At 71.5% G+C, this 15,380-nt stretch carries 15 protein-coding genes and 1 pseudogene; 9 read left to right on the top strand and 7 right to left on the bottom strand.

What is annotated here, in order from left to right; genetic code table 11:
- Positions 1 to 32 precede the first annotated feature (32 nt).
- Complete coding sequence (locus ABZS54_RS16675; RefSeq protein ID WP_355535605.1) at positions 33 to 959, bottom strand: PaaX family transcriptional regulator C-terminal domain-containing protein; 927 nt, start codon at positions 957 to 959, stop codon at positions 33 to 35.
- A 44-nt stretch (positions 960 to 1,003) separates the two neighbouring features.
- Between ABZS54_RS16675 and ABZS54_RS16670 the strand changes: the two genes are divergently transcribed.
- The 4 genes and pseudogenes from ABZS54_RS16670 to ABZS54_RS16655 all read left to right on the top strand — a co-directional run.
- A complete protein-coding gene (locus ABZS54_RS16670) occupies positions 1,004 to 2,176 on the top strand; it encodes an LLM class flavin-dependent oxidoreductase (protein WP_355535602.1) in 1,173 nt (390 codons plus the stop codon).
- Positions 2,177 to 2,253: 77 nt separating this feature from the next.
- The gene (locus ABZS54_RS16665) at positions 2,254 to 3,318 is read left to right on the top strand and encodes a zinc-binding dehydrogenase (protein ID WP_355535599.1); all 1,065 of its coding nucleotides are present in this window, start codon (positions 2,254 to 2,256) and stop codon (positions 3,316 to 3,318) included.
- A 362-nt stretch (positions 3,319 to 3,680) separates the two neighbouring features.
- The gene (locus ABZS54_RS16660; RefSeq protein WP_355535596.1) at positions 3,681 to 4,109 is read left to right on the top strand and encodes an ATP-binding protein; all 429 of its coding nucleotides are present in this window, start codon (positions 3,681 to 3,683) and stop codon (positions 4,107 to 4,109) included.
- Between the two features lie 258 nt (positions 4,110 to 4,367).
- Positions 4,368 to 4,698, top strand: a pseudogene (locus tag ABZS54_RS16655) (sigma factor); the annotation flags it as partial.
- Between the two features lie 185 nt (positions 4,699 to 4,883).
- On the opposite strand, the gene ABZS54_RS16650 reads toward ABZS54_RS16655, so the two are convergent.
- Both ABZS54_RS16650 and ABZS54_RS16645 read right to left on the bottom strand, forming a co-directional pair.
- The gene (locus ABZS54_RS16650) at positions 4,884 to 5,870 is read right to left on the bottom strand and encodes an NAD-dependent epimerase/dehydratase family protein (RefSeq protein WP_355535593.1); all 987 of its coding nucleotides are present in this window, start codon (positions 5,868 to 5,870) and stop codon (positions 4,884 to 4,886) included.
- 87 nt (positions 5,871 to 5,957) lie between these two features.
- Positions 5,958 to 6,476: a MarR family transcriptional regulator gene (locus tag ABZS54_RS16645; RefSeq protein ID WP_355535590.1), complete on the bottom strand. Its 519-nt coding sequence runs from the start codon at positions 6,474 to 6,476 to the stop codon at positions 5,958 to 5,960.
- A 310-nt stretch (positions 6,477 to 6,786) separates the two neighbouring features.
- Between ABZS54_RS16645 and ABZS54_RS16640 the strand changes: the two genes are divergently transcribed.
- From ABZS54_RS16640 to ABZS54_RS16630, 3 genes are all read left to right on the top strand, one after another.
- Positions 6,787 to 7,620 (top strand): HipA family kinase, encoded by an 834-nt coding sequence (locus tag ABZS54_RS16640; RefSeq protein ID WP_355535587.1) that lies wholly within the window; start codon positions 6,787 to 6,789, stop codon positions 7,618 to 7,620.
- Positions 7,620 to 8,012, top strand: a complete 393-nt coding sequence (locus tag ABZS54_RS16635) for a DUF3037 domain-containing protein (RefSeq protein ID WP_355535584.1) — start codon at positions 7,620 to 7,622, stop codon at positions 8,010 to 8,012. The genes ABZS54_RS16640 and ABZS54_RS16635 overlap by 1 nt, the downstream gene beginning before the upstream one ends.
- A 288-nt stretch (positions 8,013 to 8,300) precedes the next feature.
- Complete coding sequence (locus ABZS54_RS16630) at positions 8,301 to 8,474, top strand: hypothetical protein (RefSeq protein WP_355535581.1); 174 nt, start codon at positions 8,301 to 8,303, stop codon at positions 8,472 to 8,474.
- Positions 8,475 to 8,504: 30 nt separating this feature from the next.
- On the opposite strand, the gene ABZS54_RS16625 is transcribed toward ABZS54_RS16630, so the two are convergent.
- Positions 8,505 to 9,344, bottom strand: a complete 840-nt coding sequence (locus ABZS54_RS16625; RefSeq protein ID WP_355535578.1) for an N-acetylmuramoyl-L-alanine amidase — start codon at positions 9,342 to 9,344, stop codon at positions 8,505 to 8,507.
- A gap of 982 nt (positions 9,345 to 10,326) precedes the next feature.
- Between ABZS54_RS16625 and ABZS54_RS16620 the strand changes: the two genes are divergently transcribed.
- Complete coding sequence (locus ABZS54_RS16620) at positions 10,327 to 11,550, top strand: beta-ketoacyl-ACP synthase II (protein WP_355535575.1); 1,224 nt, start codon at positions 10,327 to 10,329, stop codon at positions 11,548 to 11,550.
- Between the two features lie 375 nt (positions 11,551 to 11,925).
- Positions 11,926 to 12,423 carry a hypothetical protein gene (locus ABZS54_RS16615; protein ID WP_355535572.1) on the top strand — a complete coding sequence of 166 codons (498 nt, stop codon included), beginning with the start codon at positions 11,926 to 11,928 and terminating at the stop codon, positions 12,421 to 12,423.
- 45 nt (positions 12,424 to 12,468) lie between these two features.
- Here the strand turns inward: ABZS54_RS16615 and ABZS54_RS16610 are convergent, their stop codons facing one another.
- The 3 genes from ABZS54_RS16610 to ABZS54_RS16600 all read right to left on the bottom strand — a co-directional run bounded on the left by ABZS54_RS16610 (position 12,469) and on the right by ABZS54_RS16600 (position 15,116).
- A complete protein-coding gene (locus ABZS54_RS16610; RefSeq protein WP_355535569.1) occupies positions 12,469 to 12,918 on the bottom strand; it encodes an RICIN domain-containing protein in 450 nt (149 codons plus the stop codon).
- A 264-nt stretch (positions 12,919 to 13,182) separates the two neighbouring features.
- On the bottom strand, positions 13,183 to 14,421 hold the full coding sequence (locus ABZS54_RS16605) for a cytochrome P450 (RefSeq protein ID WP_355535566.1): 1,239 nt from the start codon (positions 14,419 to 14,421) through the stop codon (positions 13,183 to 13,185).
- Between the two features lie 116 nt (positions 14,422 to 14,537).
- A complete protein-coding gene (locus tag ABZS54_RS16600) occupies positions 14,538 to 15,116 on the bottom strand; it encodes a TetR family transcriptional regulator (protein ID WP_355535563.1) in 579 nt (192 codons plus the stop codon).
- Positions 15,117 to 15,380: the final 264 nt, after the last annotated feature.

Raw genomic sequence — 15,380 nt, 5'->3', positions numbered from 1 at the left:
CACCCGGCGGACGCTCAAGCGGCGGGCGGTCGCTACGACCTCGGCCCGCCGACCGGGCCGAGGCCCGTTCGGCCCACCCGCGGGTCCCGGTCCAACCGCTCCCACCACCGCTGCGCCGGCTCGTGGATCTCCCGCCACGTGGCCACGAACAGGTCGTTCGCCGCCGCCCCCGGCCAATCCGCCGGCAGCAGCGCCGCGGGCAGGCGCGGGTCGCGTTCGAAGGTAAGCCGCCACGCGTGCACCAGCCGGGTGCGCAGCTCGAACGCCTCCGCGTCGGTGCTCGCCCGCGCGCCGGTGAACCGGTCGACGAACGCCTCCAGGACCGCCCGGATCGCGGCCGGTTCCCAGGCCTGTTCGACCAGGGCCCGTTCCCGCTCCGGGTCGCTCACGCTCGACGTCATCCAGGTCGCGTGCCCGGTCAGGCCGCGCTCGGCGATCAGCGCCCGCAGCGCGCCCACACCACCCGGGTCCGCCGCGATCCACACGCCCCGGCCCAGATCGCCGAAGCCCTCGAAGGCGAGTTGCTCCTCGACCACCGCGCGCGCCTCGCGCAGCGTCGCCGGCGGGCGGAACAGCAGTTGTTGCCACTGCCCCGACCAGGGCGTCTCGCGCGTCGCCCGGGAGAGCCTCGCGGTCCAGCCGGTCAGCAGCCGATACAGCGGCGGAGCGATGGTCAGCCGGGTGTATCGCCCCTCGGCCCGGGCCACCAGCCACCCCTCCTGAGTCAGCCTGGTGATCGCCCGCCGGGTCGCCGACTCCGGGACCCCCAGCGCACCGAGGGCCGCCACGGCGGTCGGCGACCACACCCCGTCGTGCCCAGGCCAGCGCACGTACTCCCCCAGCACGGTCAACAACAGCGTGCGGGCACTGGGTCCGCCGTCGGCGGTGCGCCGGGTGCGCGGAGCCGAGCGACCGGCGGGCGTACCCCTTGTTTCCTCGCCACTCTCCATGTAGGACATAACTCATCCAAGCAGGTTCTTGTGTCCTACGAAAGGTCCCGCTCGTGTCAGAGGCCGCCGCCCTGCCGACTCGCTTCGGCGCGTTCATCGCCCCCTACCACGGCATCGACGGCAACCCCGCGCTGCAACTGCGCCGGGATCTCGACCTGGTCGAACACCTGGACGCGCTCGGCTTCGAGGAGGCGTGGATCGGCGAGCACCACTCGGCCGGCTACGAGACGATCGCCTCGCCCGAGGTGTTCATCGCCGCCGCCGCCGAACGCACCACCCGAATCCGGCTCGGCACCGGCGTCAACTCGCTGCCGTACCACCATCCGCTGGTCCTGGCGGACCGCATCGTGCAGCTCGACCTGCAATCTCGCGGGCGGGTGATGTTCGGCTCCGGCCCCGGCCAACTGGCCTCGGACGCCTTCATGATGGGCATCGACCCGATGCGCCAGCGCGGCATGATGGCCGAGGCGCTGGCCGCGATCGTCCCGCTCCTGCGCGGCGAGACGGTGACCATGCGGACCGACTGGTTCACCCTGGACCAGGCCCGGCTGCACCTGAGCCCGTACACGCGCGCCGGCATCGAGACCGTATGCGCCTCCACCGTCTCGCCGTCCGGGTCGGTACAGGCCGGCACCCACGGCATGGGCCTGCTCTCGCTCGCCGCCGCCGACCCGTCCGGCTTCGCGGCCCTGGCCGGCAACTGGGACGTGTACGCGAAGACTTGCGCCGAGCACGGCCACGTCGCCGACCGCGAGCGCTGGCGCCTGGTGGTGCCGATGCACCTCGCCGAGACCACCGGGGCCGCACACGAGCAGGCCGAGTACGGCGTGCACCACCTGGTCGACTACATCCAGGGGCTGTCCGGGATGACCATGCCGTGGGGCGCGACGCCCGGGCAGGCCGTGGCGCAGTGGACCGGCGAGGGTTTCCCCACCTTCGGTGTGGCGATGATCGGCACACCCGCGCAGGCGATCGAACGGATCACCGCGATGGCCGAGCGGTCCGGCGGCTTCGGCACGCTGCTCCTGCTCGACCTGCCGATCGCGCGGCCCGCGGACAAGCGGCGCAGCTACGAACTGTTCGCCGAGTACGTGGTCCCGCACTTCACCGGCGCCAACCGTCCCCGGCAGGCCTCGATGGCCTGGGCCAACGACAACAGTGAGCGCTTCATCGGCGCGCTGCGTCAGGCGGTCGTCGCCGCGATGACGCCGCCCGCCGTCTCCTGAACCCACCGACACACGTTCGTCGGCCCGGTACCCCGGTGACCCGGTGAACCATCGACCCGACAGGGAGATTGCCCATCATGAGAGCAGCGGTACTGCGCGGCGGCGCGTTCACCGTCGAGGACATCGCGGCGCCCGAACCCGGCGAGGGGCAGGTCCTCGTGGAGACGGTGGCCTGCGGGATCTGCGGCTCGGACCTGTCCGCGTACAAGCACACGGCCGAATTCCTCCGGGCCTCCATCGACTCCGACACGCCCTCGTTCGTCTTCGATCCGGACGCCGACCTGGTGATGGGTCACGAGTTGTCCGCGCGGGTGGTGCGCCCGGGCCCGGGCGTGACCGGCTTCGAGGAGGGCGAGGTCGTGGTCGGGCTGCCCTGGGCGCTGGACGGCGGCGGCGTACTGCGCACCATCGGCTATTCCAACACCTTCCCCGGCGGCTTCGGCGAGCGCATGGTGATGCAGGCCGCGGCCCTGGTCAAGGTGCCCCCACACGTACCGGCGCACATCGCCGCGCTGACCGAGCCGCTCGCGGTCGGCTTCGGCAATGTGGCCCGCTCCGGCGCGGAGAAGGGCGGCGCGGCGATCGTGATCGGCGCCGGGCCGATCGGCCTGGGCGCTATCGCCGGCCTGATCGAACGCGGCGTGGCACCCGTGGTGGTCTCCGAGCCCTCGCCGCGCCGCCGCGAACTGGCCCGCGCGTTCGGCGCCCATGTCGTGGTCGACCCGGCCGAGCGGGACCCGTTCGTCGCGTGGCGCGAGATCGCCGAGCCGGGGCAACCGCTGACCGTGTTCGAGTGCTCGGGCAAGGCCGGCATGTTCGATCGCATCACCTACGCCGCGCCGCGGGGCGCGACGGTGTTGTTGATCGGAGTGTGCATGACCGAGGACACCTTCCGACCCGTGGTGGGCATCTACAAGGACCTCACGGTCAAGATGTGCCTGACCTATCCGCCCGAGGAGTATCCGAAGACGCTGGCCCGGATCGCCGCCGGCAGCGTGGACGCGGCGGCGCTGGTGACCGGGCAGGTGGGCTTCGGCGGGGTGGCCGCCGCGATCGACACGCTGGGCCGGCCGGACGAGCACGTCAAGGTCCTGGTCCGACCGCATCTGGAGGGGTCGGGCGTACATCCCGCCACTGCGTAGCGGCGGACCCGTCCAGCCCCGGGCTCGGGACCGGAAGGGGCTCCGGGCCCGGGCCTATTGGGCGACGCGCGGGCCGGGTGTCACGCGTACGAGTGGACCCGGGACGGCCGCCCCTGGCGCGCGGCGTGCGCGGACGGCGCGCTCGCCAGGGCGTTTTGTGCGCGCACGCCCCCGAACGCCCCGCCGAGTGGAGTGTGAAGTGCCGCAAACTGGACGCACCGGCTGTCGGAATCGGTACGCTCCGAGGGAATTCCCTCGGAAGATCCATCACCCGCCATCGGGGACATCATGAGCCACACCGGGCACCGTCACGGTGCCGTGACCGTCCATCGCGTGACCGCCACCGGCTCGGGAGGCGCGGTATGACCGTGCTCAACGATGCTCATCCGGTGTGTCGGTTCGATCTACCGCCGCACGAGGCAAAGGTTTCCGCGGCCCGGCGCAAGGTGGTCGCGATCGCCGTCGAGTGGGGCATGCCGGCCCACGGCGATCTCGTGGACACGCTGCGTCTGGTCGTGTCCGAGTTGGTGACCAACGCGATCCGGCACGCGGGGGTGTTGACGCCGGCCATCGGTGTCACCGTGTGCGGCACGGACGACGGCGGGGTGCAGGTGGGGGTGCACGATCGACATCCGTTCTGTCCCAAGGCGCTGTTGGAGACGGTCGACGACGACAGCGGACGCGGCCTGCTGATCGTCAAGGCCCTGGTCGCGGAGGCCGGCGGGTACGCGGGGATCCAGCCGGACACGACCGGTGGCAAGACGGTGTGGGTGACGCTGCCGCTGCGCTGAGCCGGGTGGGGTCGGGTCGTGGTCGGTGCGTGGTCGGTGCGTGGTCGATGCGGGTCGGCTCATGGTCGGGGCGGCTCGGGCTCGGGTCGGGGCCGGTCGTGGCCGTCGCGAGCCGGCGGGTCGGGGCAAGGCGGGAGCGCCGCGCGTGCGGCGATCGCCGGGCGCGTGCGGCGGTCCCGGGATGGTCACCGGTTCGGTCACATTCAGCGGTTTCCGTCGGTCAAGGCTGTGACACGACACGAGGGGAATGTGAGACCGATGGACGAGAACGAGTTCCTGACGGGCCGCTTCGAGGAGTGCCGGTCACATCTGCGGGCGGTGGCATATCGCATGCGCGGCTCGCGCTGCGAGGCCGACGACGCGGCCAGGAGACCTGGATCCGGCTCAGCCGCTCCGACATGAGCGAGATCGACAATCCGGGCGGCCGGTGACCACGGTGGCCGCCCGGGTGTCGTTGAACATGCTGCGGTCGCGCCAGACCCGCCGTGAGGACCCGTTGCACGCGCACGTCCCGGACCCGGTGGTCGATCCCGGTGAGGGCACCGATCCCGAGCACGAGGCGGTCCTGGCCGATTCGGTCGGCCTTGCGCGAGCCGGGCGAGCCGGCCGGAATCTGATCCTTACCGGCCCCGACCGGGGGCGACTCACCTCCACGTTCGACCTCGACATCGCCTTCCTCCGCCGGGCACCAGCGCCGTGAGCAGTGACGCTCGCGGAACCGGCGGCGGCACGCGGGCGGCCGACGGCCGTCACCGGCTCGTCGGCCGCGACCGTTCAGCCTGCCAGGAGCTTGGCCTCCTTCTCCGGAGAGAGGCCCACCACCGGGCGGTCGGGGCGCTGCGGCACGATGCCGTTCACCGAGCGGAGCCAGGTCCAGGTGTCGGCGACGGTCTCCTCGACCGGGCGTACGTGCAAGCCGGCGCCCAGCGCCTTGCGCACGTCGCGGCGGTGGATGCTGTCGTAGACCTCGCCGGCCGGGAGCCAGATCGGCAGTTCGAGCCAGGGTTCGATGCCCGCGGCCAGGATCGAGTCGGGGTCGGTCCAGCGCAGTTCGGCGTCCGAACCGGTGATCCGGACGCACAGGTCGAGCAGTTCGCCCAGCGTGGCATGGCCGCTCCGGCCGATCAGGTTGTAGGCGCCACTGCGACCGGCCTCGGCCGCGTCCAGGGTCCACTCGGCCAGGTCGCGGGCGTCGATGTACTGGAGCTCCGCCTCACGCGGGCCCGGAGCCAAGACGGGTCCACCGCGGGCAATCCGGTTGAGCCACCACGGGAGGCGGCCGATGTTCTCGCGCGGGCCCAGGATCAGACCGGCGCGCGCGTGCACGTACCGGTCGCCGAACGCCTGCTCGACGGCGATCTCGGCGCCGCGCTTGGCCTTGGAATAGACCACGTCGTCGCCGTCGTGCGGCGAGGCGTCGACCAGCGGAGCCTCCTCGCCCAGTCCGGCGGGCGTCGGATGGTCGTACACCGAGCAACTGGAGACGTAGACGTACCGCCCGGCACGGTCGGCCAGCAGGTCGGCCGAGTCGCGGACCACGCGCGGTGCGGCACTCCAGGTGTCCAGGACCACGTCCCACTCGCCGTCGGCCAACGCGGCCAGGCCGCCCTCGGCGGTCCGGTCGCCGACCAACGAACGTACGCCGGGCGGAAGTTCGTGCCGACCGCGGTTGAACACGGTCACATCCCAGTCCCTGGCCGACGCGGCGTCGGTGACGGCGCGGCCGACGAACTCGGTGCCGCCCAGAATCAGAATTCTCATGCCCCGACTCTGCCCACCCACAACGCCCCTGGGAACCGCCTCACGCTCTCGGCGGAATCGCTGTCGGCGTAAGCCCCCACCGAGTGCTCACCCCACTCCCCGGCGCGGGCACGAACGCCCGTCCCGGCCCGCCCCCTCCGAGCCCAAAGCTTCCCGATCCGACGCTTCCCGATCCGCCAACTCCAAGTCCACCAAGCGCAGCAGCCGCAACAGCTCCGCCCGATCCGCCTCGCCCAGCCGATCGAAGACGGCCGCACCCGCCCCCTGCCGGATCGCCCGGATCCGACGCAGTTCGGCCCGCCCCTGCTCGGTCAACTCGACCAGCGTCGCGCGCCGATCCAGCTCGGAGGTACTGCGCCGGACCAGGTCCCGCGCGGCCAGATCGTCCACGACGGTGGTCGCCGAGCGCGGCACGATCTCCAGACGCGCCGCCAGGTCGGCCATTCGCAGCGGCTCTTCGGCGTGCGCGAGCACTTTCATCGCATACGCCTGCGCCGGGGTCAGGCCCAGCGGGGCGAGTTCACGGCCGGCGCGCACCCGAATGCGCTTGGCCAGGCGCATGAACAGGTCGCCGATCGGCGCCGAGGTGGATTCCGGCGAGCTCACGCGTGTCACGTCCAGGGGGGCGGGGATCCGGGCGGATCCGGGTAACCCCATTGTCGCGTCAGGCCCGGTCCGACGACGGGGCGTGCCACAGAAACGGCGCGTCAGGCGGTATCTGCTCCCCCGCGACCCACCGGCCTGCTTGTTGGGCGGCGTCGCCGGGAGCTCGCGTCGGGAGCGGCTGGGTGAGCGTCCCGATGTCGGCGAGTGGCTGCGCAGGCCCGAGCAGTACGACGCCATCGTGTTCCGGCGCTTCGACCGTGCCATACGGCCCGAGTGTTTTTCCGGGTGGAGGGCGTGGCATTGTTCGGGAATGCTTCCCCTGGTCCATGCCATTCGTTACGTCACGCCGATGCGTGAGGGCGGTTCACTGCCCGGTCTCGTCGAGGCCGACGATCTGGGCACCTACGTCGTGAAGTTCCGCAGCGCCGGACAGGGTGCCAAGGTGCTGGTCGCCGAGGTCGTGGTGGGCGAACTGGCCCGCCGGCTCGGGCTGCCGGTACCCGCCCTGGTGCGGGTCGAGGTGGATCCGGTGATCGTGCGCGGCGAGCCGGACCAGGAAGTCCAAGAGCTGGTCCGGGCCAGTGCCGGGCTGAATCTGGGGATGGACTTCCTGCCGGGCTCGGCCGACTTCACGCCCGCCACCTGGGAGCCGGACGCCGAGTTGGCCGCGCGCGTGTTGTGGCTGGACGCACTGACCTCGAACGTGGACCGTTCCTGGCGCAATCCGAACCTGCTGGTGTGGCACGGCCGGCTGTGGCTGATCGACCACGGCGCCTCGCTGTGGTTCCACCACGCGTGGCAGGCCGCGACGTCGGCCACGACGCGCGCGTTCGACGGCGCCGACCACGTGCTGGCCGCGCTCGGCGGTCCCGGCCTGCTCAAGGCGGACGCCGAACTGGCTCCCCGGATCACCCGCGAGTTGCTCACCGAGGTGCTCGCGCTGGTCCCGGACGAGTGGCTGGAGTCCGGTGATGCCGAGCGCGCGCTGGGCCTGGACAGCCCCGAGGCGCTACGCGAGGCGTACATCGCGCACCTGCTCGCCCGCGCCGCCGCGCCGCGCAGATGGCTCCCCGAGATCGCTCCCGAGGCGGTCGCGCGGCAGGGCACGGCACAACCGTCGAACCGCCCGGATTGGCTCAAGTGATGACGATGACGGCGCAGCGGGAGTTCTTCGAGTACTCGATCATCCGCCTGGTGCCACGGGTGGAGCGCGGGGAGTGCCTGAACGTCGGCGTGGCGCTGTACAGCCAGGCGTTCGGCTTCCTGGGCGCGCGCACCCATGTCGAGCAGTCCAGGCTGTGCGCGCTCGACCCGGACGCCGACGTCACCCAGGCACGCGCGGTACTCGCCGCGTGGGAACTGGTGTGTGCGGGCAGCGAGGCGGCCGGCGCGCCCGGGGCCGAGCCGGTCGGGCGGCGGTTTCGCTGGCTGACCGCACCGCGCAGCACGATCGTGCAGCCCGGTCCGGTACACGGCGGATTGACCGCGAATCCAGCGGCGGACCTGGACCGGCTCTTCGACCTGCTGGTGTTGTGACGCCCGCGTTGTGAACCCCGTTGCGACCGTTGTGTGAAACCCTCGTTGCGGGACCCGGCGGCGCGGTACGGCCCGGCGATCCGGCAATGCCGTAGCCCTCGCCCACCCGGGAGACCGACAACCAGGAGAGCCGACAACCCGGCGTGCCGACCCGCCCCCGGAAGGCCGAAACCCCCGAACCCGCCCCGCCACACGGTTGCCGGCCGCCACGCTCTGTCCGTGTCGCGAGCTGCTGCGCTACCGTGCCAGACACCGGTTCGTTCCCGGGCTCCGAGGGTGGAGGCGACGATGATCCGTACGTACGGTCCACAAAGTCGGGGCATGGTGGTCTGCACACTCGTGCTGCTGACCATCCTGGGTCTGTACAGCGCGCTGTACGACGCGGTGGCCTGGATGTGGCTGGTGTGGTCGCTGATGGCGATCGTCACGAGCCTGTTGGTGGCCACCGACCGAGGCATCTGAGACCACCGCTCCGGCCCCTGCCCGGTCCGCTCACGCGACGGTGAAGCCGTGTTTGACCCCCAGCCGGGTCAGTGACCGGCGTCCGGGGATGCCGTCCGCGTCCGAGCCGCTGTAGCCCAGCCGGCGCTGCCATTCGGCGTATGCCTTCACCGTCGCGGTGCCGTAGTGGCCGTCGGCCAGGTGGCGGGCGAGCAGGCCCTCGGCGACCAGGGCGTTCTCGACCATGCGGGTGCCCACGTAGGTGACCGGGGTGCCCTCGCGGCTCGGGTCGGACCGTGCCGCCGCGACCAGTTCGACCAGGTCGACCGCGGGGCGCGGGGCGGGGATGTCGACGGGTGGTGTGCCGCCGGCGCCGGCCACGATGCCCGGGAAGACCCGGTCGTGGAACTGCCGCACCCGCGCGTCCCCGGGGCATGCGGTGCCGTCGATGGACCACTTGGCGAACAGCCGGTGGTAGCCGTAACCGGGGTCGTCCCACGCCCGGCACACCCGCAGCGGCAGGTCGTGCCGCTCGTGCATCCACACGCCGAGCCGGATCAGGCTGTCCACCTGGGCGTCGGTCCACGGGTCGGTGTGCTCCAGGTTGCTCGCGCTCTCGCAGCTGACCGCACCGGTACCGTCCGCGCGCCGGTTCGCCGAGGCATTGGCGTCGGCCCGGGTCTCGGTGCCGATGTACTGCCACAGGCCGCCGTCGTACGCGCAGCCGAAGTGCGATTCGAGGTTGGTCGAGTCGCGCCAGTACTCGTACATCCGCTCGCCCGACCACGGCGCGGCGATCGAGTGGAAGATCAACTGGGTCGGGCGGATGGCGGGCTGCGCGTCGGATTCCGGCTCCAACTCGCGTTTGGTGGCTCCTGGGTACCAGGCCATGGCGGTCTCCCTGAGGTAGAGGGCGGGGGACGAGGTCGCAAATGCCCATGGTCGCGATGATTCGCCGGCTTTCGGCGATCTTCCGAAAAGTCGGGCCAATCCAAACGAAGTCACCCATAATGTCGCCACACGGCCCGCACAGCCCGCACAGGAAGGAGTCACCCGGCGAGGCGGCCCCGGCTCGGGCTCACGGCGCCACCCCGCGCATCGCCCGTCGGGCAGGCAGCACACTCGCCGCGAGCGCGATCCCGAGGCACACCACGAGCGCGCGGGTCACCGGCGCCCACGGCACCACGGACGCACCGGCGTGCCGAGCGCGCCCGCGAGCCCGGCCCGGATCCCCGACTACGACGGCACCGCAACCAGGCCGCCGTGCAGCACACCCGGCGCGACCACGTGGTCTCCCCCGCGACCGCGCACAACACCTGGCGGCGGGTCGCCCCGGACCGTCGCAACACCCCGGAAGTCGGCGACCCGGGCTCAAGGATCGCATCGGCGATGTGACCGAATTCATGGCCGCGTCGGAGCGGGTCGCCGGCGGCGGGATGGCGGTCGATCCCGAGGTGACCCGCCCGTTGTCGGCCCGGCGGCGCGACCCGCCGGCCAGGGTGACGCCGCGTGAGCGCGAGGTGCTCGCACCGCCGGCCGAAGGGCGCTGCAATGCGGCCGTGGCCCGGGCCTGGTGGTCGGCGAGGCGGCGGCGCCAAGCACATCGCGAGCATCCCGACCAAGCTGAATCTGCCGCCCGCGGCCGACGATCATCGGCGGGTATCGGCCGTTCTGACGTGTTTGCGGGGCCGAGCCGGTTACCGGTCGGTTGTCGGGACTCCACAAGTAATAGGACGTCCTCTTTATCGATGTCGATACCCTCGTAGAGACTTTTCCCTGACAGCGTTGCGGATCAAGTGGCCCATTACGCGTGCGCGGGTGGGTCACCCGTGTCGTGTTTCGACAATGCTTCGACAGAGCTGGGGTGCGTTTTATGACGCTCGGCAAGACCGATGTGGTGGTGACGGGGATGGGTGCGACCACGCCGTTGGGCGGGGACGTGCCGTCCACGTGGGCGGCCCTCCTCGCGGGCGAGTCGGGAATCGAAGCCCTGGCGGACGAGTGGGCGGCCGACCTGCCGGTGCGCATCGCCGGACGGATGCGGGTCTGCCCCGAGACGGTGCTCGACCGGGTCCGGGCGCGGCGCCTGGACCGGTGTCAGCAAGCCGCGCTCGTGGCCGCACGCGAGGCGTGGGAGGACGCGGGCGCGCCGCAGGTCGAGCCGGAACGGTTCGCCGTGGTGGTGGGTACCGGCATGGGTGGTGCCATGACGATGCTCGCGCAGCACGACGTGCTGGCCGCGTCCGGCGTGCGCCGGGTGTCCCCGCACACCGTGCCGATGCTGATGCCCAACGGGCCGGCCGCGCAGGTCAGCATGGAGTTCGGCGCCCGAGCCGGCGCCTACACCCCGGTCAGCGCGTGCGCGTCGGGCTCCGAGGCGATCGCGTACGCCCTGGACCTGATCCGGCTCGGCCGCGCCGACGTGGTGATCGCGGGCGGCGCGGAGGCCACGATAGGCGCCCTGCCGATCGCGGGCTTCGCCCAGGCCCGCGCGCTGTCCACGTACGAGGGTGACCCGACCGCGGCGTCGCGTCCGTTCGACGCCGGGCGCAACGGGTTCGTGATGAGCGAGGGGGCCGCGCTGCTGGTCCTGGAGCGGGCCGAGTTCGCAGCGGCGCGCGGTGCCTCCGTGCACGCGCACCTGGCCGGCGCCGGGGTCACCTCGGACGCCAACCACATCACCGCCGGGTACGGGCCGGGCCAGGTCCGGGCGCTGCGGATGGCGATGGCCGAGGCCGGCGTCACCGGCGCGGACGTGGACCACATCCAGGCACACGCGACCTCGACACCCGGGGGCGACGCGCTGGAGGCCGCCTCGATCACCGAGGCGATCGGTACGCACGCGGCGGTCACCGCGATCAAGTCGATGCTCGGCCACCTGTGCGGCGGGGCCGGTGCGATCGCCGCGGTCGCCGCGGTGTCGGCCCTGCGCGACGGCGTCATCCCGGCCACCCTCAACCTGGACTCCCAGGACCCCGACATCGACCTCGACGTGGTCGCCAAGGAGCCCCGGGTGGGCCCCCTGAACGTCGCCGTCGCCAACGCCTTCGGCTTCGGGGGCCACAACGCCGCCCTGGTCTTCACCTCGGCCAACTAGCCTCCGAGGAAGCACCGCGCCCTCCCGACCCCGGTCCCCGCGTCCCGACGCACCGACCGGGGTCGTCGCGTGCCGCCCGCGCTCGTGTCGCGAACGGCGCGGGGCGAGGCGGGCCGGAGAGGGCCGGGACAGAGGTGGAGACGGGCCGACGACCGTCCCGTGCGGACACGTCGCGGTGCCGAAAATCGGGTGCGGTCGACGGCCCTGTTCCAGCAGGCTGGTGGGCGACACGGCCGTCCCGCACCGAGGGACGGAGTGCCCGGAGGCCAAGCGGGAGAGGGGTTTCGGCGAACCACCATGTTTTTGCCGAACACCTCGCGCGCACCGGGTGAATCAGGAACGTCTCCGGCCTCATTCGTTTCTAGGCTGAAGGACATGAAGACCACGGGGAACAGCAACAACGCAGCCGGCGGCAGGGCCGGGAAGTCCGGTTCGATCGCCGCATTCGCGCGGTTCGTGGTCTTCGGCGGCGGCACCGGGATCGCCTCCTCGGGTGCGTTGGTCGTGCTCTCCGGCACGATGCCGATCGCGGTCGCCAACGCGTTCGTGACCGTGGTCTCCACGGTGGCCGCCACCGAGTTGCACAGCCGGTTCACCTTCGGCGGCGGGCGCGCCGGGTTGCGCGCCCACGGCCAGTCGGCGCTCAGCGCGATGGTCGCCTACCTGTTCACCACGGCCGCGGTGCTCGGCCTGCATGCGGCGGCGCCGGGCGCGGGTGTCCTGGTCGAACAGGGCGTCTACCTGGGCGCGTCCGGCCTGGCCGGGATCGGCCGGTTCGTGGTGCTGCGACTGTTCGTCTTCGCCCGTCCCGGCGCGCGCCCGCGTCCGGTCGCGCCGGTGCTCGCACGCACCCACGTGGTGGCCGCCGCGTAGCCACAGCGCGAGGCGGGACGGCGGCGGCTCCGCGGCTGTGCGCGGTCAGCGCGGTTCGAGCGCCCACCACTGCGAGGGGCCGTCGGTGTCCTCCCACTGCCGGACGTTCCCGCCGGGCTCGGTATTGCCGTCGGCCACCTCCAGGAGCAGCCCGCTGACGTAGTTGACCAGCGTGACCCGGCCCGGTGCGTCGACGTGCTGCTCCAGGATCCATTCCTGCGCACCGAAGTTGTTCGCCCGCCACAGCTGCACGTTGGCCCCGTTCTCCTCCGAGGCCCCGGTCACGTCGAGCCGCTTCCCACTGGCCACATGCTCGACGTGGTACACCGCACCGCCGGCGTGCACAGCGGTGATCCGCCAGTGCTGCGCGGCGGAACCGTCATCCGCGCCCTGCCACACGTTCGCACCACTGTTGGTCCGCCCACCCTCGACTTCGAGGACCAGCCCACTGTGCACGTTCCGCAGCACGTACACGCCCTCGTCAACGCCACCCACGTCGCACCCCTTGCCCCAATCCACCGATCTCGAACGAGTCACCCTCGCACGCCGCTCCCACACCTCGCGCGCCGACCACCGGCTCCGCACGAGGGGGTGCAACCCCGGTCGCGCCGGATGGCAACGCCTTGCCCCACCCGTGCCCCGATCTCCTGCTTCGGACAGGCGAAGGCGCCGTCCGCTGCTCCCGTAGACGGACGGCGCCTGTCGTGTTCGGCCAGGTCGGAGGCGGTTTCCCGCAACCTCCGGCCGAGTTCGGGTGGGCTACCGGCCCGTGTAGTTCACCTGGAGTTCCTTGATCCCATTGATCCACGCGTGCCGCAGACGCCGGGGTTCGGCGGCCTTGGTGATGTCCGGCATCGCGTCGGCGATCGCGTTGAACATCAGGTTGATCTCCATCCGGGCCAGCGACGCCCCCAGGCAGAAGTGCGGGCCACCGCCGCCGAAGCCCAGGTGCGGGTTCGGGTTGCGGGTGATGTCGAACTTCGTCGGGTTCTCGAACACCTCGGTGTCGTAGTTGGCCGAGCTGTAGAAGATGCCGACCCGCTGACCCGCCTTGATCTCCTGGCCACCCAGGACGGTGTCCTGGGTCGCGGTGCGCTGGAAGGACATCACCGGCGACGAGTAGCGCACGATCTCGTCCGCCGTGGTCTCCGGCCGCTCCGCCTTGTACAGCTCCCACTGGTCGGGGTTGTCGAAGAACGCGAGCATGCCGTGCGTGATCGCGTTGCGCGTGGTCTCGTTGCCCGCGACCGCCAACAGCAGGACGAAGAAGCCGAATTCGTCCGAGGACAGGCTGCCGTCGGTCTCGGCGGTGATCAGCCGGGTGACGATGTCCTGCGCCGGGCACGCCTTGCGCTCCTCGGCCATGCCCATCGAATAGAGCATCAGTTCGGCGGCGGCCTGCGCGCCCGCCTCGGTGGACTCCGCGTACTCCGGGTCGTCGTAGCCGAGCATCTTGTTCGACCACTCGAAGATCTTCTTGCGGTCCTCCTGCGGTACGCCGATCAGCTCCGCGATCGCCTGCAGCGGCAGCTCGCATGCGACCTCGGTGACGAAGTCGCCCGAGCCCTTGAGCTTGGCGTCGCGCACGATCTGTGCGGCCCGTTCGGTCAGCGCGGTCTGGAGCGCGTTGATCGCCCGGGGCGTGAAGCCGCGCTGGACGATGCTGCGCAGCCGGGTGTGCTCCGGCGGGTCGATGTTGATCATGATGAGCTTCTGGGCATCGATGTTGCTCATGTCCATGCCCTCGGCGAACCGGATGATCGCCGTGTTCTTGTTCGTCGAGTAGATCTCCGGCTTGGTGGAGACCTCCTTGACGTCCGCGTGCCGGGTGACCAGCCAGTAGCCGTCGTCGCCGAAGTTGGACACCTCGGGCGTCTGCGGGACCCACACGACCGGCGAGGTCTTGCGCAGCTCGGCGAACTCGTCGAGCGGGATGCGCGTGGTGTACAGGTCGGGGTCGGTGGGGTCGAAGCCGTGGTCGAGGACCGGACACGTCATGGTGGAACTCCCGTTGCCGGAGGGTGTGCGAGGTCGCCGCGGGAACCGGCCGGGGACGAGTGCCGGGAAACGCGGTGGTGCGGTGGTGCGTACTGCTACCGGTGGTGTGCTGCCGATCAGGCCCCGGCGACCGGGCCCGGCGCCCTGCGGCGTGGGCCCAGGAGCTTGCGGACCACGCCGCGCAGGATGCGGCCCAGCTCGTCGTCGGGCAGTGCCGGGAAGGCGGCGACGGCGGAGTAGATGCCACCCATCGCCACGGCCGTGGACACGCGGTATTCGATCGAGTCGTCGACGTCGTCGAGGACTTCGCGCACCCGCGCGGTGATCGAGGCGAGTCGGGGTTGAATGGCGGGGTGGCGTCCGATCGCGACGTCCCGGTCGAGGATGACGGCGAGGGTGCGATACCGGATGAGGAAGTCGACGTAGCCCTCGAACAGCAGGCGCTGGCGAGCGGTGGTGCCGCGCCTGCTCTCGGCGACCTCCAACACCCGGTCCAGCTCGTTCAGGGCCGGGCGCAGGAGGGCGTCGAGCAGTTCGTCCTTGGTGCGGAAGTGGTAGTAGAGGGCGGCCTTGGTCACCCCGACCCGGTCGGCGATGGCCTGCAGCGAGGTGCCGGCGAAGCCCTGTTCGCCGAACAGTTCCTCTGCCGCCTGGAGCACCTTGTCATAGGTGTCCTCGGGTGCCGGGATCGCCACGGGTCCCCCTTCCTGTTGAGCATGAACATACGTCGACCTCTGCCAATCGACAAGGCTGATGGTGCGTCAATTTTCATCTCGGCGCCGTAGTTCACAAGGAAAGTGGCTTGCCGTTCGGCCAGGACCGGGGCAGCCCGGACTGACGATCGAGCAGGCCGGCCGAACCCTGCGGAGCCGGGTGCGGCCGGGGCGAGCGCGGCCGAGTCGCGCACTGCCGACTACCGCCTCTTCTCCGCCTTCTGGCGGGCCACATATGCCGCAGCC

Source organism: Embleya sp. NPDC005575, assembly GCF_040605455.1.
Lineage (GTDB): Bacteria > Actinomycetota > Actinomycetes > Streptomycetales > Streptomycetaceae > Embleya.
This window is presented reverse-complemented; position numbering and strand designations above follow the sequence as displayed.